The sequence below is a fragment of the Novosphingobium sp. 17-62-19 genome, assembly GCF_002256775.1.
GTDB lineage: Bacteria > Pseudomonadota > Alphaproteobacteria > Sphingomonadales > Sphingomonadaceae > Novosphingobium.
The window spans coordinates 38455-59438 of sequence record NZ_NCII01000007.1 but is presented as its reverse complement, the minus strand read 5'-3'; the positions used below and the strand labels follow the sequence as shown (position 1 = coordinate 59438).

Here is a 20984-nt window from a genome sequence, read left to right as displayed (position 1 = left end):
GGAAGTTCGACAGTTTCGGGTTGCTGAATTGTTACCGCGAAGGCGCATTGGGAGTGTGCGGTCAGTCCTGCTGGCGTAGCGCGATGTCATTCATGAAGCGCACGTCGTCATTTTTGGCTAGCCACTCAGCTTCTGAAGCGATGGCGCCCAACATTCCGACAAGATCATCCTGCTCGGCCTTGGCGAAATTGCCCAGAACGTAACCGGTGACACGATCCTTGTGACCGGGGTGGCCGATGCCGAGGCGCACGCGGCGAAAGTCGGCGCCGAGGTGCTGGTCAATCGAGCGCAGGCCATTGTGCCCGGCAGTACCGCCGCCCTGCTTTACCTTGACCTTGAACGGGGCAAGATCGAGTTCATCGTGGAACACGGTCAGCGCTTCTATGCCGAGCTTGTAGAAGCGCATCGCTTCGCCGACGGCGCGGCCGCTCTCGTTCATGAAGGTGGCGGGTTTGAGCAGCAGGACTTTTTGCGTGCCGATGCGGCCTTCCTGCAGCCAGCCCTGAAACTTCTTCTGTACGGGGCCGAAGCTGTGGACTTCGGCGAGCGTATCCAGCGCCATGAAGCCGACATTGTGCCGGTGCAGTGCATATTGCGGTCCGGGGTTTCCGAGGCCGACCCAGAGTTGCATGTGCGGTGGTCCTTGTTAGCGACGTTAGGTTGAGCATCCTTCGACAGGCTCAGGATGAGCGGTATTCTTGTTGTCCGCTCATGCTGAACTTGTCGAAGGATCAAGCGCAACCACGCAATTCAAAAAAGAACCCCTCCCGCATCGAAGCGGAAGGGGCTGCTTTTTCAGTCCTGCCGTAGCAGCGAACTGGTTGGGCTCAGCCTTCGGCTTCAGCCTCAGCTTCACCCTCTTCGCTCTTCAGCGCGGAGGGAGCCACGATCGTTGCGATGGTGAAATCGCGGTCAGTAATGGCGGGTGCCACGTTGTCGGCAAGCGTGACGGCGCTGAAGTGGATCGAATCGCCCACTTCATAGCCCGAAACGTCGACGATGACGTCGTCAGGGATCGCGTCAGGCGAGCAGATCAGTTCCAGTTCGTGGCGAACCACGTTCAGGATGCCGCCCTTCTTCAGGCCGGGCGACTTTTCTTCGTTGATGAAGACCACCGGCACGTTCACGTGAACAACCGAGTCCTTCGATACGCGCAGGAAATCTGCGTGCAGCGGACGGTCGGACACCGGATGGAAGGCGACGTCCTTGGGCAGGGTGCGGAGGGTCTTGCCACCGACAGTGAGCTCGACGACGGAGTTGAAGAAGTGGCCGGTGCCCAACGCCTTGTTGAGCGCCTTTTCTTCGAGGTGAATCGAAACCGGTTCTTCATTGCCGCCATAGATTACGGCGGGGGTGCGGCCTTCGCGACGCAGTGCACGGGAGGCTCCCTTGCCTTAAGCGTCTCGCTCATGTGTCAGTACCTTCCAAGAATGCTTTGTTTCAAAACTTCCTCCGCCACGCCTCCAGGGATGACCATGACAGGGAAGCGGCGGCTCTTAGCGGTTTTGCGGGCAAATGCAAGGCGGGAGTGGGTTGCCAGTCGACCTGACTGCGCAAATCTCTATTCCAACAGGGCCGCACTACTGACTGCGCTCCATCGAACGTTTACTACACGCCCCCCAACGATGCGCACCCGCATAAAATCGCTGCCCAGCAACATGAAGTCGATTGAACCTTGAGTTGCCTGCCACATCTCCGGTTGAGGCCGGTCGACGTTCTTTATATCGGAAACCGGGATGAACACACTTCGTGCGTGCATTTCCTCCAGAAAGGCGTTGGCTTCACCCAATAGTTTGATGCCGATTTTCGCATTGCTGTTCGACACGGCGCTTTCCAGCGCGCCTAAAACTAGTGCGCCTCCAACCACCCATTCGGGGGATCCGATAAACCCGATCCCGGTGCTTACGCCGCCCATCTTCTCCTGAGCCGCAGCCATCTTGCCGCGCCACGCTGCAACCGCCTTAGCGTGATACATGCGAACTTCGGTAACTTGCAGAACGCGGGCTGATGTTTCCAACTCAATAATCAAGCCGACTTCCTTGTTTTCTATAACTTAACCTAAAAGCACAATCCGGCCTTGAAAGATCAATTTTATATCCGTGCAAGCCGTTCGGCCAGATCATCGAACAGGGCGGGGCTGGCGGCGCCGATCAGGCCGGATTTGAGGTGGGTATCGACGCGGTAGGGAGAGCCATCGGGGCGCGCGGCCTTTCCGCCTGCTTCGTTGAGGAAGAGGACTCCGGCGGCGTGGTCCCATGCATAGGTACGCTCGAACAGCGAGACGTCGTTCTGGCCCAATGCAAGGCGGGGGTATTGTTCGGCGGCGCAGCGGGGGATGTCGACCAGCGTGTAGTGCGGGGCTATGTGTTCTAGCAGGGACGCGCGTCGGGTCGGATCGGCAAAGACGAGCGAGATGGCGGCAACGGGTACGTCTGCGCCGCTGGTGCGCGCAGTCAGGCGCTCGCCATTGAGCCAAGCGCCCTGGCCGCGATGGGCGGTGCAGAGGCGGTCGGTGAGCGGGTCATAGATCCAGCCTGCCACCGTCTCGCCTTTCTCGGCGAGGGCGAGGAGGATGCCGAAGGGGGGCTTTCCGGCGGCGTAGTTGTTGGTGCCGTCGAGCGGGTCGATGATCCAGCACAGCTTGTTGGACAGGCGTTCGAAGATGGCGGGATCGGCGTGAGCGGCTTCCTCTCCGACGATGGCGGTTTCGGGGAGGATTTTGGACAGGCCCTCCGCCAGCATGATCTCGCTTTCGGTGTCGGCGATGGTGACAACATCGTCGGCGGCCTTGTTGGTCACGTCATCGGTAGCGAGGCGCTGGTAGTGCTTGAGCAGCGTTTTTTCGGCCGTTTCGCGCATGAGTGCGGCGACGGCGGTGTCCAAAGCGCGGGTCATGAGCGGTAGTCGGCGTTGATCGAGATGTAGCCGTGGGTGAGGTCGCACGTCCAGACGGTGGCGCTACCTTCGCCGAGGCCGAGATCGACCTCGATGGAAATGTCGCGGCCTTTCAGGTGGTTGGCGACGGGAGCTTCGTCATAGTCTGAAAGGGGCTGGCCATCGCGGGCGGCCCATGTGCCGCCAAAGCCGATGGAGAGACGGTCACGGTCGGCGGGTTCTCCGGCTTTGCCTACGGCCATGACGACGCGGCCCCAGTTGGCATCCTCGCCAGCGATGGCGGTCTTGACCAAGGGGGAGTTGGCGATGGCGAGGCCAATTTTTCGGGCGCTTTCATCTGATACTGCACCGCTGACGCTGACCGCAATGAACTTCTGCGCGCCTTCGCCATCGCGCACGACGAGGTGGGCGAGTTGGCGGCATACATCTGCGAGCGCGGCGGCGAAGGCGTCTGCGCCGGGGCTGTCAGGGCCGGTCAACAGAGCGTTGCCCGCTTTGCCAGTGGCGAAGGCGAGGACGGTGTCGCTGGTGGAGGTGTCGCTATCGACGGTGATGCACGAGAAGGTACGGGTGTTCGCGGCGGACAAGCATTCCTGCAGGAAGGCGGGAGACACGGCGGCATCGGTGAAGATGTAGCCCAGCATCGTCGCCATATCAGGCGCGATCATGCCGCTGCCCTTGATGATGGCGCTGAGTGTCACGCGCGTGTCGCCGATCATGGCGCTGGCGGTTGCGCCCTTGGTGAAAGTGTCGGTCGTGCCGATGGTGCGGGAGGCGTCTTCCCATGTACAGGGTGCGGCAAGCAGTGCGGCTTCGATACCTGCGCGGGCCTTGTCCTTGGGCAGGGGCACGCCGATAACGCCGGTGGAGGATACGAACACGGCCTCCTTCGCGCAGCCGAGGTGAGTGGCGACCTGATCCATGATCTGCTCCACTGCCTCACGCCCGCGATAGCCGGTGAAGGCGTTGGAATTGCCTGCGTTGACCACCAGCGCGCGGGCCTGCCCTTGGGCGATGTTCTGACGGCCAAGTTCGACTTCTGACGAGCAGCAGACGTTGCGGGTGAAGACGCCTGCGACCGTCGTGCCTTCGGCCAGTTCGACATAAGTCAGGTCACAGCGGCCCCAGTCCTTGTACCCGGCGCGGGCGACGCGCGGGGTGACGCCTGCGATGGCGGGCAGAGCGGGGAAGGGCGTGGCGAGTGGGGAGATGGCGTCTGACATAAGGATGCGCGTAGCGTGCGAGGGGGCGGGGTTCAACTGCTCCCTGACGACCAGCGGTTGCGTTTTCGTGATGGACGAATGCGCGCGCAATGCCTATCTGAGCCGGTAATGCGCATTCTGCTTGCTCTGCTGGCCATGATTACAGGCCTTTCGTTGCCGGAGGTGGCCATGGCCGTCTCTCGCGCGGAAGTGGCCGAGGCTGGCGTGGCAACAGGCAGCGTCGAAATGGCAGAGCGCCTGCAAAAGCGCTGCGTCTGCCGTGGTGGCGCTGTTCCACAGAAGCGCACCAACGCCCGCCGCAAGACGGTGTGGCTTCCCGCCCCGGCACTGATCCGGTATTGCGGCATTTACCTGAGCGACCGCGCGCGCCAGTAGCGCTGCGCATCCGCATATCCCTTTTCCGGCAAGGCCATGGCCTGTCGAGGTGCGTTTTGCGCGTCTCTTTCCCTACACATCAGATTCTACAGGAAAATCCCGTCTATGCTCGGCTCCATCGCCAAGGCCCTTTTCGGCTCATCCAACGACCGTTACGTCAAGTCGCTCGACAAGATTGTCCGCCAGATCGCCGCTTTCGAGCCGCACTTGCAGGGGCTTTCGGATGAGGAACTGGCCGCTCAGACGCCGAAGTTTCGGCAGATGCTGGCCGATGGGACTGCGCTTGACGATATTCTGCCCGAAGCTTTTGCCACGGTACGCGAAGCATCGGTCCGCACGCTGGGGCTGCGGCATTTCGATGTGCAGATGATCGGCGGCATCGTGCTGCATCGCGGCGAGATTGCCGAAATGCGCACGGGTGAAGGCAAGACGCTGGTGGCAACGCTGGCGGTTTACCTGAACGCGTTGGAGCGCAAGGGCGTCCACGTGGTGACCGTGAACGACTATCTGGCACGACGCGACGCCGAGACGATGGGCGTGCTTTACAAGTTCCTGGGCTTGACCGTGGGCGTGATCGTGCCGAATATCGGCGAAGGCGAACGCCGCGAGGCCTATAACTCCGACATCACGTATGCGACCAACAACGAGTTGGGCTTCGACTATCTGCGCGACAATATGAAGCACACGCGCGAGAATATGGTCCATCGGCCGTTCAACTTCGCGATTGTCGACGAAGTTGACTCGATCCTGATCGATGAGGCGCGCACGCCGTTGATCATATCCGGCCCGACCGACGACAAGAGCGAGCTTTACGTTTCGGTCGACGCCATCGTGAAGACGATCGACCCTTCGCATTACGACGCGGACGAGAAGACCAAGAACATCACGCTGACAGAAGACGGCGTTGAGTGGGTCGAACGCGCGCTCGAAACGGCGGGGCTGCTGGAAGGGTCGAACCTGTACGACGTCGAGAACACGATGGTTGTCCATCATCTCGATCAGGCGCTGAAGGCCAATGTCATGTTCAAGCGTGACATCGACTATATCGTCAAGGACGACAAGATCGTCATCATCGACGAGTTCACCGGACGCATGATGGACGGGCGGCGCTGGTCCAACGGCTTGCATCAGGCGGTTGAGGCCAAGGAAGGGGTGCAGATCGAGCCTGAAAACCAGACGATGGCTTCGATCACGTTCCAGAACTACTTCCGCATGTATCCCAAGATTTCGGGCATGACCGGCACGGCGGCAACCGAAGCGCCGGAATTCTTCGACATCTACAAGATGAACGTCGTGTCGATTCCGACCAATGTGCCGGTGCAGCGCGTGGATGAGGAGGACGAGTTCTACAAGAACACGATGGACAAGTTTGCCGCCATCGCCAAGCTGATCCGCGCGAAGTATGAAAACGGGCAGCCGGTGCTGGTGGGCACGGTTTCCATCGAAAAGTCGGAGCTGCTTTCGGACTTCCTCCAGAAGGAAGGCGTCAAGCATAACGTGCTGAATGCCCGCTTCCATGAGATGGAAGCCCATATCGTGGCGCAGGCAGGGCGTTTGGGCGCGGTGACCATCGCCACCAACATGGCCGGGCGCGGCACCGACATTCAGCTGGGCGGCAACGTGGAGTTCCTGACCGAGGACGAGCTGCGCGATGTGCCCGCCGGGCCGGAACGTGATGCCGGAATTGCGCGGATCAAGGCCGAAGTTGCTGAAGAAAAGGCCAAGGTTCTTGCCGCCGGTGGGCTTTGCGTGATCGGCACCGAGCGCCACGAAAGCCGCCGCATCGATAACCAGCTGCGCGGGCGTTCGGGCCGTCAGGGCGATCCGGGCATGAGCAAATTCTATCTGTGCCTTGAGGATGACCTGCTGCGCATCTTCGGACCCGACACGCTGTTTTCCAAGATGATGAACAACAACCTTGCCGATGGCGAGGCGATTGGTTCCAAGTGGCTGTCAAAGGCCATCGAGACGGCGCAGAAGAAGGTTGAGGCGCGCAACTACGACATCCGCAAGCAAGTTGTTGAATACGATGACGTGATGAACGACCAGCGCAAGGTCATCTACGAACAGCGCGCTGACATCATGGACGCCGAGGCGGTGGACGATGTGGTGGCTGACATGCGTCATGACACCGTGAACGGCATCGTCGGCGATGCCTGCCCTCCGGGTTCCTACCCTGAACAGTGGGATGTGGCGGCCTTGAAAGCCCGCGTTGCAGAAGTGTTGGGCATGGAAGTGCCCATCGAAGACTGGATGCAGGAAGAAGCCATCGAGCCGGACATGATCGAGGAGCGCATCCAGGCGCTTGCTGATGAAAAGATGGCCGCGAAAATGACCGAGGTTGATGTTTCGGCTTGGCGCGGACTGGAAAAGTCGATCCTGCTGGAGCGGCTCGACAACCACTGGAAAGAACACCTCGCCACGCTAGACGCGCTGCGTCAGGTCGTGTTCCTGCGCGCCTATGCGCAGAAGACGCCGATCAACGAATACAAGCAGGAAGCGTTCGGCCTGTTTGAAAAGATGCTCGAAGCCATCCGTGAGGACGTGACGCGCATCCTGATGACCAGCGAGATCCGTCTGCGTCCCATGGACGATTTCGAACTGCCAGAATTGCCTGATTTCCTCACTAGCCATATCGATCCGTTTACCGGTGAGAACGATGCGATTGCGCCAACGCCCTCGCCATCGATGTTCGGTGCGCTGCCGCCACAGGCAGGCGGGACGCTACTGGCGGGTGCAGTGGCGCAGGGGCTTGGCGATGATCCGTACGCCGGATCGGGCATCAGCCGCAACGCGCCTTGCCCGTGTGGATCGGGCAAGAAGTACAAGCATTGCCACGGTATCGCTTCGTAATATTCAGGATTTGAGCGCATCGGCAAGGCTCCCGGTCAACACGATCGGGGGCCTTGCAATGTGGGTGTAATCTCGCGGAAGCGCTTGATGCGTGCGCGAAATTGATCCACGGCTTGTTTGTCAGAATGTTTCTGCCGCCGATTGCAGGGTGGGTTTTTGTTGCTAGACTGACAGCAAGATAACAAAAAGATAAATGGGTCGCGCCAGTTCAAAGCCTTGAGGGGGCGCGTGCGCAATGAAGTTTGGATTTTCGGGGAGAAACGTGCGGGCAGGTCTGCGGCCTTGCCATAGCGCGGTCGCGCGCGGTTTTGCAGCAGTTGCAATGGCCGCTATCCCCGCAGTGGTTTCGGCCCAAGGGATTCCTTCCGGTCAGGCGGTCAGCCCGCCGACGCGTGATGACCTTCGCGGCACCACCACACAATCACCACAAGCGCCATCGCGGCTTTCGATCAAAGGCGGGATTGAACGTTCGGCGTGTCCACTCGATGATCCAAAATATGCCGACATCAAGGTCAATATCACCGAAGTGGAATTCGGCGGGTTGAAGGAGATTGACCCGGCCGAATTGAACGACACATGGAAGTCGCTCACCGGCACGCCGCAGCCCATCGCCACTTTGTGCGAGATCCGTGACGCTGCGGGTACGATGTTGCGCAACAAGGGATATCTGGCGGCGGTGCAGGTGCCGACCCAGAAGATCGAAGACGGTAAGGTCCGCATGGAGGTGATCTATGCGCGGATATCGGCGGTACGGGCGCGCGGCGAAACGCGCGGCGCAGAGGCCAAGCTGCAGCAATACCTGGGTAAGCTAACCGGAGGCGAGGTGTTCAACCAGCGCCGCGCGGAACGCTATCTGCTGCTGGCGCGTGATTTGCCGGGCTACAACGTGCAACTGACGCTGAAGCCTGCCGGAACGGCACCGGGCGATCTGGTGGCCGAAGTGGCCGTGCTGCGCGAAGGTTATGCGGTGGACATGACTGTGCAGAACCTTGCTGCCGAGGCGACGGGGCGGTTTGGCGGGCAGGTGCGTGCGCAAGTGTTCGGGCTGACCGGCATGGGCGACGTAACTTCGCTGTCCTACTACGCTACGTCCGATTTCACCGAACAGCACATCCTGCAGGGCTCGCACGAATTCCGGCCCGGTTCTGAAGGGCTGATCGTGGGCGGGCAGTTTACTTATGCCTGGACCAAGCCCGACGTGGCGGGGCTGCCTGCGGGAGTTTCGCTCGATGCGCGCACGCTCTATGCAAGTGTTTATGCACGCTATCCGGTGCAGCGCTCGCTGGCGCGCAACATCTGGCTGAGCGGCGGCATGGACCTCGTTAACCAGAACGTCGATTTTATCGGGCCGCTGACGCGCGACAAGATCCGTGTGGGCTGGAGCAGGCTCGATCTTGACGCGATTGACACGGCGCGGGTGCAACCACGTTGGCGGCTCGCCTCGTCGCTGGAACTGCGGCAGGGGCTTTCCATTCTTGATGCAACCAAAGCGTGCGCCGGTGCGGGTTGTGGCGCTATTGTGCCAACGAGCCGGTTTGACGGTTCCGCCAGTGCGACAGTGGTGCGGTGGCAGGGCGAATATGAGCGGGCGCTGGGGAGCAAGGTTTCGTTTTTGCTCGCACCACGCGGCCAATATGCGTTCAAGCCGCTGTTCAGCTTTGAAGAATTTTCGGCGGGGAACTTCACCATCGGACGGGGTTATGATCCGGGGCAGTTGATTGGCGATAGTGCGATTGGCAGCACGGCAGAACTGCGCGGGCCAAGGCTGGCGGTTGACAGTGACCGTACGTGGCGCGTGCAGCCCTTCGTCTATTTCGACGCCGCTTGGGTGTGGAACAAGGGCATTGCAGGGTCCGAAAGGCTTACTTCGGCGGGCGGTGGCATCCGCTCCGAAATCGGCTCACGCTTTCGGCTTGAGGCGACAATGGCGGTGCCGCTTGAGCGTGTGGGCGTGCAGACCGTGCGGTCCAAACCGCGATTTCTTGTGACTTTGACCACGCGGCTGTTGCCGTGGAGGAGCTTCTGATGCGTACGATCCCATCGGCAACCATGAAGCAGATGCTTTCGGCATCGGGGCTGGCACTGGCCACGGCGCTTGCGGCAACAGGGACATCGTTGAAGGCGCAGTCGTTCAACGCAACCGGCAACGTAGTGGGAGGAGCCGCCTCCATATTTGAATCAATTGGCACCACAGACATTACGGTTTCATCGCCCAGCGCGGTGATCAACTGGACGCCAAATGATACCGCATCGACTGGTGGACCTATTGATTTCCAATCGGTGGGGACGACTGCGACTTTCCAGAACGATTTCAACAATTCTGATTTTGCAGTGCTCAACCGGATTGTGCCTTCAGGGTCAACGCGCCCGGTGCAGTTCAACGGTACGGTCATATCGCAGTTGCAGCAGGTTTCCGCGCCTTCGGTTGCGGGTGGAACGGTGTTTTTCTACAGCCCCGGCGGCATTCTGATTGGCGGCACGAGTGTGTTCGATGTTGGCAATCTGGCGCTGACCACCTCTGATCTTGCCTATGATGCTGCTTCCGGTGCCTTCGATACGAGCGGCTCCTATGTGTTTCAGCCTGTAACAGTGCCGGGTTCGCAGGTTGTGGTTTCAGCAGGCGCGCAACTGAACGCGACAGTCGATGGATCGTATATCGCTCTGGTTGCGCCATCGGTGGTCAACAACGGCACGATCGACGTCAATGGTTCGGCGGCGTTGGTTGCGGCCGATGCGGCTACGATCACGTTTGCACCCAATGGTCTTTTCGACATCGAGGTGAATTCCGGGACCAGCGCCACGGGTGCCGTAGCGGCGAACAATGGCACGATAACCGGCCCTGCGGCTGTAACGGCCGGAAACTTCTTCCACCGCGTCTATATGGTGGCGGTGCCGAAGAACGATGCGATTACCATGGCCATTGGTGCCGGAAGTTCCTTGGGTTTCGATATTGCCGGGGCGGTCGATGAAATCGGCAACACCATTATCCTGTCGGCCGGTCATGACGTGGTTGGCGGCAATTTGCCGAGTGCGGCGCCTTCAGCCGGAGGCGGCAGCGGGACGGCATCGATCGTCGGTGGGGATGGCACATTTACCTCTGCGGTGCTGGCAAGGGCGACCGATACGATCAATCTTGAAGCAAATTCGGCTGCTGGCCTGGACTTTGCCGGGAATGCCACGCTTTACGCGACAGGTGTCAATTCGAGCATCACTGCAAATGCAGGCAGCATCGCAAGCTTCGGTGGTTCATTGCTGTTTTCGGCCAGCGTGGATGGCACGAACGCCAATCCAAACGCACAAGCCGGCGGGGTGGCGCTGAGGGCGCATGACGGCGGTGCCGTTGTTCTGGGCGGCGATGTTGAGCTTAGTGCGGTTGGAGTCGGCGCGCCTTCGATGCTCGTTGGCACAACCAGTGGCAGCGGAACGGGCGGAACGGTGCTGCTAGAAGCACTGAACGGCGGTGAAATCTCGTTCGAGACGGGTCTGGTGATTGATGCTGGCGGAATCGGTGGCGAACCCTCTGAAGCAGGGATTGGCGGCGGATCGGGCTTTGGTGGTTCGGTAACACTCATTTCTAGTGGCACAACCGGTTCGCTGATTGATCTTGGCGCAGATTTGATGATCAGCGCAGACGGGTCTGGGGCATTTGGTACTGGTTGTGTCAGTTGCACCATTGATGGCGGCAGCGCCGTGGGCGGCACGGTTGCCTTGCAGGCATTGGGGACTGGAAACGCGATCCTGGTCGGCGGGCTGACGACGTTAAGTGCCGATGCGTCCAGCGGTGCAGGGCAGATCAATGCCAGCGGTAGCGCGACTGGCGGTAGTGTTGCGTTCAGTGCGGTCAATGGCGGCAGCATGACTTTGCTGGATGCAACTGCCACGGCATCGGCTTTCGGCGGTAGCAATTTTGGCACCGTTGCGGGCAATGCAACGGGCGGGCTGATCTCTATGACTGCCAGTGGAACGGGCATTGGCGGCGTTGGTATCGCAGGCGATCTGACGCTGCAGGCCGATGCCTTTGGCGGGAGTGGCACTGCCGTGGGGAGCGGCGGGGGCACGGCGACCGGTGGTTCAGTGCTTGTCAGCGCCCGCGATGAGAAGTTTATCGGCATTGGTGGCTCCCTTGAAGTCACGGTCGACGCAACAGGCGGGGATGGATATGCCGGAACCCGGACTGGCACCGGTGGCAGCGTAACGATCGAGGCGCGATCAGCCGGGGCGCTGACGATTGACGGTTCTGCGTCGATTGCCTCGCAAGGATCGGGCGGGCTTGGCATTGATACGCAGGCAGGTGGAATAGGCACAGGTGGCCTTGCTGAAATTGCGGCGTTCGGCGGGCTGGTTTCGATTGAAGGCGAAACAACAGTCATCGCCCAAGGCCGGGGCGGCAATCAGATCGGCAATGCTGCGGGCGGTGCGGGGCAGGGCGGTACTGCGCAAATCGTGATCAGCACGAGCGGGCAGATCACCCTGATGCAAGCTGCTACCGCGGTTGCGCAAGGTGTGGGCGGAGCAGGCACCAGCGGTCCAGATGTTGTCGGCGGCAGCGGGACGGGCGGAAACGCTGTTCTGAATCTTGGTGGAGGCGCGCTCGACATCGCAGGCAATCTGACGCTGGATTCTACCGGGTTTGGCAATGTCGGCACCGCTCAAGGTGGCGCTGGTCAGGGCGGCAGCACGTCGATCCTGCAAAACGGCAATATGCTGACTGTGGCGGGCGTCAGCTATATTGGTGCGGCGGGCAGTGGTGGATTTTCCGTGTTTGGGGCAACCGGAGGAAGTGGCACTGGCGGAACGATAACTCTTGAGTCGAACCAAAGCACGGCAACGCTTTCGGAGGTGGGCACCGCAACCATCGAGGCTACCGGCTATGGCGGAGCAGGCCGAAATGGTGGCGCTGGTTCGGGTGGCAGCATTGAGATCACGGCGACCGCTTCGACGATCAGCGCAGGAAGCGAATTGCAGGTGTTCTCCGAAGGGCAGGCTGGCGCTGGCGGCCCCATAGGCGGAAATGGCGGCGTTGGCATTGGTGGCGAAATCACTCTGTTGGCGGCAGGAAGCGACTTTGGGCCGAGCAGCATTACGGCCCCCATATTGAACCTGAGCGTGACTGGGCGCGGTGGTGCTGGCACCAGCGAGGCCAGCTCTGGTGGGGGCCAGGCGGGCGATGGCGGAGCGGGGTTTGGCGGAACACTATCGTTGACCACTGCCCCCGACGGCGGAACCATTGAAGCACTGGAGTTGACTGCGCAGGCAGCTGGCGTTGGCGGCCTAGGCGGCAATGGCGCGTCGTCTTCGGGGCCGGGGGAACATGGTGGCTCTGGCGGGGCTGCAGCAGGGGGAGCAATCAACTTCGGTTCAGTGCTGGGCACAGGGTCTGATACCGGTGGCTTCATTCTGGGCGATGCACTTGTCAATGCCGCGGCAACTGGCGGGCAAGGCGGGACTGGAGGCGCGGGAATTCCTCCAGGTCGTGGCGGCAGCGGTGGCAATGCCACTGGCGGCGCGGTGGCGATGCTGTTTGATGCTGGCGGCAGTACGCTTGCGGTTGGGGGCGAGTTGGTGGTTCGCGCTGATGCAACCGGGGGGAGCACCGGCCCCTGCTTCACGGCTTGCGTTGTAACATCGGGTTCAGGCACTGGCGGCACAATCAACGTCGGGTCTGACGGTCTGACCACGGGCAATCAGATTACGGCATCAACCCTTGAACTTTCGGCCTTTGGAACAGGTGGGAACAGCAGCACTGCGGATGGCGCAGTGGGCGTGGGTGGCAATGTGTTTCTCAGGCTCGGCTCCGGCATGACGCTCACGGCGGGGGATGTCAGCTTGAGCGCCTTTGCCGAAGGCGGCGATTCATTCTCCGATGAAGTTCCCGGCCTGTTTGGCGGAAGTGCTCTGGGAGGAAATGCGCAGTTCACCGCGTCAGGCACAAGCAGCGCAGCCATTTCGGGACAAGTCAGCATCGTCGCCAATGCAAGTGGTGGATTCAGTTCGGGGCCGGGCGGCGTTGGTGGCAACGGCGCTGCCGGAACCGCGCGGCTTTACAGCGATGGTGGCAATATCGACATCGTAGGGGACGCTGATCTTCGGGCCAACGGCAGCGGCGGCAATGGGGGAACTGATGGCGTCACCGGCGCAGGGGGCACGGGCCTTGGCGGCAATGCTTTGCTCACGGTGGGCACGCCCACTTTGCTGGGTAACGGCGGCCGAATTGCGGTGGCAGGGAGTGTTAGCGCCAGCAGCGGCGCGATCGGTGGTGCAGGATTTATCGCGGGCAATGCAACGGGCGGATTGACGGCAATTGTCGCGCGGCAAGGCACGCTTGACCTGGCGCAAGTGATTGCAACTGTCAATGCCACTGGCGGTGAGGGGATCAACGGCGGCGCAGGCGGCATGGGCAAAGGCGGTGCGATCGAGATATTCGCGCATAACGCCATCGAAGGCGGCGCACTGCTGACTGCTGACAGCCTTTTGGCACAGGCAACAGCGCTTGGCGGTGGCGGTGGCAATATCTTCGATCCCAACGCGGTTGGAGCGGTTGGCGGTATCGCCGAAGGTGGCGAGGTTTCTGTCTTCGGCAGCGCAGGCAACGGTCAGATCGATATTGAGGCCCTTAACCTTTCGGCGAATGCGACAGGCGGGACGGGTGGCACTGCGGTGTTCGATGTTGGCGGGACCGGCGGTCTTGCCACGGGTGGTTCAGTGCAACTTGGCCTTGCCAGCGGGATCGATACCGGCGCGGTTAACAGCGGTTCGGCGCGTTTTGGCACGGTGACGGCAACAGCTTCAGCCAACGGCGGCGAAGGCGGATCGGCCGAAATCGTAGGCGGAACGGGTGGCATGGCTGTGGGTGGCGGCGTTACGTTGCTCGCCCGGGGCGGACTGGTCACCATCGACAATCCCTCTACCTTCGAGGCGAATGCGACAGGCGGAACCGGCGGGTTTACCAACATGCAGGGTGATGGCGGCAGTGCCGTGATCAGCAACGTGGCCGGTGAGGAATTCATTTCCGGGGTAAAACTGCTTGTGACCAACCGTTTCAACCAGGTTGGCCAGCGTGGCAGCCTGAATGCTGCGGGGCTATCGTTCACCGCAGCGGCGACCGGTGGCAGCGGTACTGTCAACGGCACGACATCTATGGCGCAAAGCGCGATCAGGGTGCAGATCGCCAATGGCGATTACACTGGCACTGATCTTGCGATGGTGGCGCTGGCAAACGGTGTTGACACGGCAGCCACGCCCGATCTGTTCACGATGCAGGGCGGATCGATCAATCTCTCCGGCAATTTGAGCATTTCGACGCCGGGCGAGTTCTCGCTTACACTCGACAGTTCAACAGCTGTGGCTGACAACGTTGCGATCACGGCGGCGAACTGGGTTCTTGGTAGCGCGGCACCAGTGGTTGCCGGAACGCTGACTGGCGTTTCGTCGCTAAACCTTATGTCGGGGCTGGATCTGGTCGGTCATGCCAATTTGCAATCCGACATGAACGTCTCGCTATTTGCTGCTGGACGGATTCAGTTCAATGACGTGGACAGCTTTGGCAATATTACGGCGCAAGCCGGCGCTTCCATCACACTCGGTGATCTTTCATCGCAAGGGTTTGTGGAACTGTTTGGTGGGGCAGATGTTGAAACCGGGCTGATTGCAGCAGGCGGTCCAGTTTCGATAGGCACATCCGGCGCGATCACCACCAGCGCTGTGAATGCGGGAACCGGTACACCTAGCGCCAGCGATACGAACAGCATCGTTTTTGACGCGGGCGGCAATGTCAGCACTGGCAACCTGACATCGTCGGGCGATGTGCTGGTCATTGCCAACGGCGATATCGGGACCGGCGTCATCACAAGCTATGACGCGCTGATTCTCGGGCATGGCAGTACGGCTCTCGGCGGAGTTGAACTGGTGAACCAACTGCTTGTTGCCGACAGTTCATTGGCATTTCCAGGTCCGGGCGGCGAACGGCCGGGCAAGGATGAAATACTTGCAGCCACCCCAGTTGCGACTTTGGGGTCGGTCAGTATCAATGATCCTTCTACGGCAGCATCACTGGTGATTGCAGCCGGGACGACGACGAACCTCGCCGATATTTCCACCACTGGCGATATCGACATTTCGAGCGGCGGCAACGCGGTGGTTGGAATGTTGCAGAGCAGTGCCGGTGGGGTCGAATTGACGTCATCTGGCGGCATGATCGCAGGCGGTGATGTCAGTGCGGCGCTCGGCGTTGCTGTGAAGGCAAGTAACGGCCTGCAACTTGCCACGGTTACGGGCAGCGGTGTGGCTCTGGAATCCGGCGCTGGATTGATTGTGGGCGACGTGACTGCCGGGGCTTCGGGCATGACGTTGACGGCGGGCGGCAATCTTCAGGCGGGCAACCTGACATCAGGCGCGGATGCCGTGGCGATTGCATCGGGCAACCTTGCTGCCGGTTCAGTCCAAGCGGTTGACGCGTTGCTGCTTGGCGGTGGCAACGTGGTAGCCAACAGTTTGGTGGTGAGCAATCGTGCGCTGATCGCCAACGCCTCGATGGCGCCAATTGGTGATACCATCGACAAGACGCAGATATTTTCTGCGGCACCGGTAGCGACAGGTGGAGCGGTGGCGCTTTCCGACGGATCGACCGTGGGATCGCTACGGATTGCGGCGGGAACTACAGCGACGACAGCGGGCGTCGACGCGAGCGGCAATATTGGCGTGACCAGCATCGGAAACGGCAGCTTCGGCGCGCTGGCAAGTACCGGCGGAAATATCGAGTTGTTCGCTCGATCCGGCAGTGTGGCTGCCTCGGCGATCAATGCCCGCTTCGATGTGTTGGCAAGCGGCGCGGGCGGACTGAATGCGGGCATAGTTGCGGGGCGTAACCTCGCGCTGTTGTCCGGCGGGAATGTGGTGATTGGCACGGCGAGGGCCGGGGTGGTCGGCAACGCGCAGGGCCAGATCACAGGGGCAACCGGGCAGTTGTACATCGCCAACGCATCGATGCTACCGGTAGCGGCGGTTCCTGGGGCAGTTGGGTACAGCGGGCTGCTTGCATCGACGCCGGTGGCAGCGGGCGGTGCCGTTTCCATCCAAAACTCGGCGATTGCAGGGCGTATTCTCAGCTCCTCAATCGGGGCAATGAACGGTGCGGCGCTGACCGGATTTACTCGGATCGACGTGACCTCGAATGCAGCGGTAACCGTGGCACAGCGCTGGTTCTCGCCAGTTGTGCAGATCTTCGGTGGCGATATCGCGATTGTCGACAACGGTTCGGGTTCGGCACAGGGTGCGCTTTCTGGCATACGCACCACGCAGGACGGCACAGTGGGCATCGCCTCCATTTCGTCATCGCCTGCGCTGATTGGGGACGGGCTGACTGGATCAGGCTTTGCCCTGAGCAACGCCGAAATCGGGCTGATTTCTACCGGGCAACTGACCATAGCCGCAGTCGATAATTCGGCCAATGCGGTGGACATGCAGATTGGCAGTTTGAACCTGGCAGTTGGCAGCACCATTGGCGGTGGCACGGTCGTGGGGTCTACCGGACGTGTGATCTTTGCCACGGGCAATGCCTCAACGCAGGCGTTGGGTGGCGCGATCCGAGTTACAGGCGCGATCAACGGCACGGGCTTCGGCTCTGGCAACGTGCTGGAATTCAGCACCGGTCGGTTTGAGCTGGACGCCGTGACAGGATCGATCAGCCTAGCCTCAACTGGCACCACGCTGGGCGGCATTGCCGAATTCAATGCAGCAAACATTCACGTGGCTTCGGCAACCGTTCTCGACAGATTGGCTGCTGATCCGCTCTACGCGGGGCGAATCCTCGATCTGAATGCACCGGCTGCGGTGCCGCGGCCTGAAGGTGTGCTGCGAGCACTGGGCCTGGACTTCTATCCTACCGGCACACTGTATATCCAGAACACCGGCACTGCGCTGAACCCGGCAGGGTTCTTTGCCGACATCGACTTCACCGATATTACCGCTCCGGCCAATGCGCAGGCTGCGTCGGTTTCGGTCGTGGTCAACGGCGCGTTTCAGACACCGACGGGCATTGTCGGCGGTGTGGATGCACATGCTTTGGTTGTGGCAGCGGCGGATGACCTTGCGCCATTCAGCGCCGATAGCCAGATCAACGGTTGCCTTTTCTCCGTGGCAGAGTGCGTTGCGCCCGCTGTGGTGGAGGAAGGTGAGCCGGACGTGATCGGTGCGATTTCTGCACAGTTTGAGATCGTTGCCAATGATCCGATCGGCAGCACACCCAGCTTCGCCGAGGAACCTGCGGATGAGGCAGGTGAGCCGGATGAGGGCGATGGGCAGGTGCAGTTGCTTGTGGAGGAGGCTGGCCCGACCAGCCCGATCGTGCCGCCGATGAGCATCATCAACGACAGCCCGCTCGATAACCAGAGTGATATCGAAGAGCCAGTGACTGGTGGCGGTAACCCCGCATTGATCGGTTCGACATCAACCAGCCCAAGCCAGACAGGAGACGCCCAGTGAGCGCGCTCATCGCACTCTATCGCCGCAGCCTGTGCGGCTCTGCGCTGTCAGCCCTTGCGCTGATGTTGGGCTATGCCCCCGCCATGGCAGCGGATGCATCAAAGCAACCGCTATCAGTCAGAAACTCGTTCCGTGTTGGCAGCGCAGGCGTGACTTGTACCGCGCAAAATGCCCCGCTCGACGCGCGCCTTGTCGGCATGTTCGACCGAAGCTACCGCCTGAGTTGCCGGGATGCAGCGGGCGCGGTCGGGACGCTAATTGCGGTTCGACGCGATATCTCGCTGGGTAGTGAGCCGAGTGGATTAGGGGGCGTTGCGCTGACCTGTGGCGTGGCCGGTTCGACGACCATTGAACGGATTGGCGCGGTCGATGCTGTCAACTGTCGCGATGAAAGCGCAAACGTCAGCTACAAGCGCTACTTGGTCAAGCGGGCGGGGGTAACGTATCTGGTCGAAGGCCTCGCCGGATATGATCCGGCTTTGCGCCTTGCGCTGGCAAGTGTGGTTACCGATGCGCCAGTTCCGGGCGACATTCGTGTGGCCACCACCGAAGTTTCCGATACGGCAGCGTTTGCGCGGGTGCAGGCGGGACAGCTTGACCGGCTTGGTGCGCGTGATGAAGGCTATTTGCGCAACAACAGCGGGCGCTTTGCTGAATCCTCGGAGTTTTTCGAAGCGTTGGCGAGCCGAGGCCGCAGTTCAGGCGGCGTGGGACTGGCCGAGGCGATGGCCAATCAAGGTTTGCAGCAATCCAACCTTGGCAACTTCGTCGGATCGGATCGCCTGCTCACACAGGCAGGGACCGCGATTGCGCGCGGCGATGGCCTGGGCGAACGATTGCTGCGCAATTATCGCGCGATCAACCAACTCAATCAGCGCAAACCTGATGCGGCATTGCAGGAACTGGCAAAACCGGTCAGCGCCGTAGGCGCAATCTTTGACCGTGAGAGCCTTTCCGCTGGCCTGATCACACGTCCACTCGCTGAGCAGATCAATCGCGAAAGCTCAGGGTTGAAGCGATTAGGCGCGGTTGATCCGGGCCTGACTGACCTTGAGCGCGGTGAAATCCTTGATGCGCAGGCCGTTGCGCTGGGCGCGACGGCTGCCCGGATGCAAGGTCGCTTTGCTGAAGCGCAGGCGGGTTTTGAAGAGGCAACCGCAAGGCTGGCAAAAGTGCGCGAGGGCCGGGTTGTGTCAACTGCGTGGCTCCGCTCGGAAATCGAAATGGAACTGGCACTGCTGGCCGAGGCGCAAGGACGCGGCGACGCGGCAGGAGCGAGCTATGACCGGGCGCTGGGCGTATTGCAGAATGCTTTCCCGCAATCACCTGCATTGCTTGCAGCAGAAGCGCGCAAGGCGGCATGGCTGACGCGGTCTGGCAACGAGGCTGAAGCTGGAGCGCTTTATGGCCGCATCGTGGCAGACAGCCTCACTATCCCGGATGCCGGGTCGACGTTGCGCGATCTGCTCGGGCCGTACTTTGGCCTGTTGGCGAAGCGGGGCGGACTCGAAAGCGCAGGCGCGGTGTTTACGGCGTCGCAAGTGTTGCAGCGCCCAGGTGTGGCGCAAACGCAGGCCGTATTTGCGCGGCAGATGTCTGAAGGAAATGACGAGGCTGCGGCGCTGTTCCGCCTGTCGGTGGCGCGCAGCCGCGACATCGCGCGGACCGAGGCTACCGTTGCGCAGTTGAGTGCCGTCGCCGCACCAGATGCGCCGCAGGAAGCAGCACTGAAATCGGCGCAGGACAATCTGGTTTATCTTCAGCGCGAACAGACTGAATTGACCAGCAAGCTGGCCGCCTTCCCTCGTTACAATGTGCTTTCGCCCAAGAGTGTGGAACTTGCCGAACTGCAAGCCACGCTCCGTCCGGGCGAAGGGTATTTCAAGCTGATGAACGTGGGGGACAGAACGTATGGCTTGTTCGCCACCGTGCAAGATGCGCGCGTTGTGCCGATTACCGCAAGTCCCAATACGCTGTCGGGGGAAGTGCAGGCGCTGCGCGATACCATCGTCAAGGTGGAGAACGGCCGACAGGTCAATTATCCGTTCGATGTGGAAAAGGCGCACACGCTGTACAAAACGTTGTTCGGCCCGGTTGAGGATATGCTGGCGCAGACGCGGCACCTTATTTTCGAACCCGATGGTGCAATGCTGCAATTGCCACCGACCGTGTTGGTGACCGATGCCAAGGGCGTTGCCGATTACAACGAACGGATGGAAAGCCCGGACGGTGACCCGTTCGATTTCACGGGCATCGCATGGCTAGGGCGAGGGCGCGAAGTGTCCATCGCAGTTAGCCCGCGCGCTTTCCTCGATATCCGCAAGCTCGCCGCGTCTTCCGCTCCGCGCAACTATCTGGGCCTTGGTCACAATGCCAAGCCTGCCGCGCGCCCGGTAACTGCCGTCGCCGATGAATGCGACTGGCCGCTGGCCACGTGGATGAACCCGATTTCGGCTGACGAACTGCATTACGCACAAGGCAAGCTCAATCGCGGCGGGAGTGCGGTGCGGACCGATGTGGCGTTCAATGACACGGCGCTGCTGGCTGAGGCAGACCTGGACCAGTATCGCGTCCTGCACTTCGCAACGCACGGCCTTGTCACTGCGCCACGGGCGGGCTGCCCCGCTCGGCCAGCACTGGTGACCAGCTTCGGCGGGGCGGATTCCGATGGTCTGTTGAGCTTCAAGGAGATCTTCGACCTCAAGCTCAACGCAGACCTCGTGATCCTCTCCGCCTGCGATACGGCTGGCGTTGCTTCGGTGGCGGCCAGTCGTGAAGCGGGCGTGACCAGCGGCGGGAACTATGCGCTTGATGGCCTCGTCCGGGCGTTTGTGGGCGCAGGGGCGCGTTCAGTCATTGCCAGCCACTGGCCTGTGCCGGATGATTTCGATGCGACCAAGCGGTTGATCAGCGGTGTGATCGAATCAAAGCCCGGCCAGGGCCTCGCAAACGGCCTTGAGGGCGCGCAGGAAAAATTGATGGACGATCCGAACACGTCGCATCCGTTTTACTGGGCGGCCTTCGTGATCGTAGGCGATGGCGCCAAGCCGTTGCTGACCGCGCTGGCTCCTCAACCAGCACAGGCAGTTGCCAGATGAGGTGTGGGTAACCGGGACTTTCACCCGGCTACGTAAGATTGCACAGGACTATGGTGCAGAC

At 61.1% G+C, this 20984-nt stretch carries 9 protein-coding genes and 1 pseudogene; 5 read left to right on the top strand and 5 right to left on the bottom strand.

What is annotated here, in order from left to right:
- Nucleotides 1-61 precede the first annotated feature (61 nt).
- The 5 genes and pseudogenes from pth to argJ form a co-directional block, all read right to left on the bottom strand.
- On the bottom strand, nt 62-631 hold the full coding sequence (gene pth / locus B7X90_RS02030) for an aminoacyl-tRNA hydrolase (protein WP_292621223.1): 570 nt from the start codon (nt 629-631) through the stop codon (nt 62-64).
- Nucleotides 632-827: 196 nt separating this feature from the next.
- Nucleotides 828-1418: pseudogene (locus tag B7X90_RS02025) on the bottom strand (50S ribosomal protein L25/general stress protein Ctc).
- A 143-nt stretch (nt 1419-1561) separates the two neighbouring features.
- The gene (locus tag B7X90_RS02020) at nt 1562-2029 is read right to left on the bottom strand and encodes a hypothetical protein (protein WP_292621221.1); all 468 of its coding nucleotides are present in this window, start codon (nt 2027-2029) and stop codon (nt 1562-1564) included.
- 62 nt (nt 2030-2091) lie between these two features.
- Complete coding sequence (locus B7X90_RS02015; protein ID WP_292621219.1) at nt 2092-2895, bottom strand: inositol monophosphatase family protein; 804 nt, start codon at nt 2893-2895, stop codon at nt 2092-2094.
- Complete coding sequence (argJ, locus tag B7X90_RS02010) at nt 2892-4118, bottom strand: bifunctional glutamate N-acetyltransferase/amino-acid acetyltransferase ArgJ (RefSeq protein ID WP_292621217.1); 1227 nt, start codon at nt 4116-4118, stop codon at nt 2892-2894. The genes B7X90_RS02015 and argJ overlap by 4 nt, the downstream gene beginning before the upstream one ends.
- A gap of 108 nt (nt 4119-4226) precedes the next feature.
- On the opposite strand from argJ, the gene B7X90_RS02005 reads away from it, so the two are divergent.
- The 5 genes from B7X90_RS02005 (at nt 4227) to B7X90_RS01985 (ending at nt 20923) form a co-directional block, all read left to right on the top strand.
- A complete protein-coding gene (locus B7X90_RS02005) occupies nt 4227-4493 on the top strand; it encodes a hypothetical protein (RefSeq protein WP_292621216.1) in 267 nt (88 codons plus the stop codon).
- Nucleotides 4494-4598: 105 nt separating this feature from the next.
- Nucleotides 4599-7346: a preprotein translocase subunit SecA gene (secA, locus tag B7X90_RS02000; protein ID WP_292621212.1), complete on the top strand. Its 2748-nt coding sequence runs from the start codon at nt 4599-4601 to the stop codon at nt 7344-7346.
- 322 nt (nt 7347-7668) lie between these two features.
- A complete protein-coding gene (locus B7X90_RS01995; RefSeq protein WP_292621209.1) occupies nt 7669-9372 on the top strand; it encodes a ShlB/FhaC/HecB family hemolysin secretion/activation protein in 1704 nt (567 codons plus the stop codon).
- Complete coding sequence (locus B7X90_RS01990) at nt 9372-17825, top strand: hypothetical protein (protein ID WP_292621208.1); 8454 nt, start codon at nt 9372-9374, stop codon at nt 17823-17825. Before B7X90_RS01995 ends, B7X90_RS01990 begins: the two co-directional genes overlap by 1 nt.
- Nucleotides 17822-20923: a CHAT domain-containing protein gene (locus B7X90_RS01985; RefSeq protein ID WP_292621206.1), complete on the top strand. Its 3102-nt coding sequence runs from the start codon at nt 17822-17824 to the stop codon at nt 20921-20923. The genes B7X90_RS01990 and B7X90_RS01985 overlap by 4 nt, the downstream gene beginning before the upstream one ends.
- Nucleotides 20924-20984 lie beyond the last annotated feature (61 nt).

Bases quoted from the DNA above. Each gene is read 5' to 3' on its own strand.
- pth (WP_292621223.1), bottom strand. From the start codon at position 631: ATGCAACTCTGGGTCGGCCTCGGAAACCCCGGACCGCAATATGCACTG.
- B7X90_RS02015 (WP_292621219.1), bottom strand. From the start codon at position 2,895: ATGACCCGCGCTTTGGACACCGCCGTCGCCGCACTCATGCGCGAAACG.
- argJ (WP_292621217.1), bottom strand. From the start codon at position 4,118: ATGTCAGACGCCATCTCCCCACTCGCCACGCCCTTCCCCGCTCTGCCC.
- B7X90_RS02005 (WP_292621216.1), top strand. From the start codon at position 4,227: ATGCGCATTCTGCTTGCTCTGCTGGCCATGATTACAGGCCTTTCGTTG.
- secA (WP_292621212.1), top strand. From the start codon at position 4,599: ATGCTCGGCTCCATCGCCAAGGCCCTTTTCGGCTCATCCAACGACCGT.
- B7X90_RS01995 (WP_292621209.1), top strand. From the start codon at position 7,669: ATGGCCGCTATCCCCGCAGTGGTTTCGGCCCAAGGGATTCCTTCCGGT.
- B7X90_RS01990 (WP_292621208.1), top strand. From the start codon at position 9,372: ATGCGTACGATCCCATCGGCAACCATGAAGCAGATGCTTTCGGCATCG.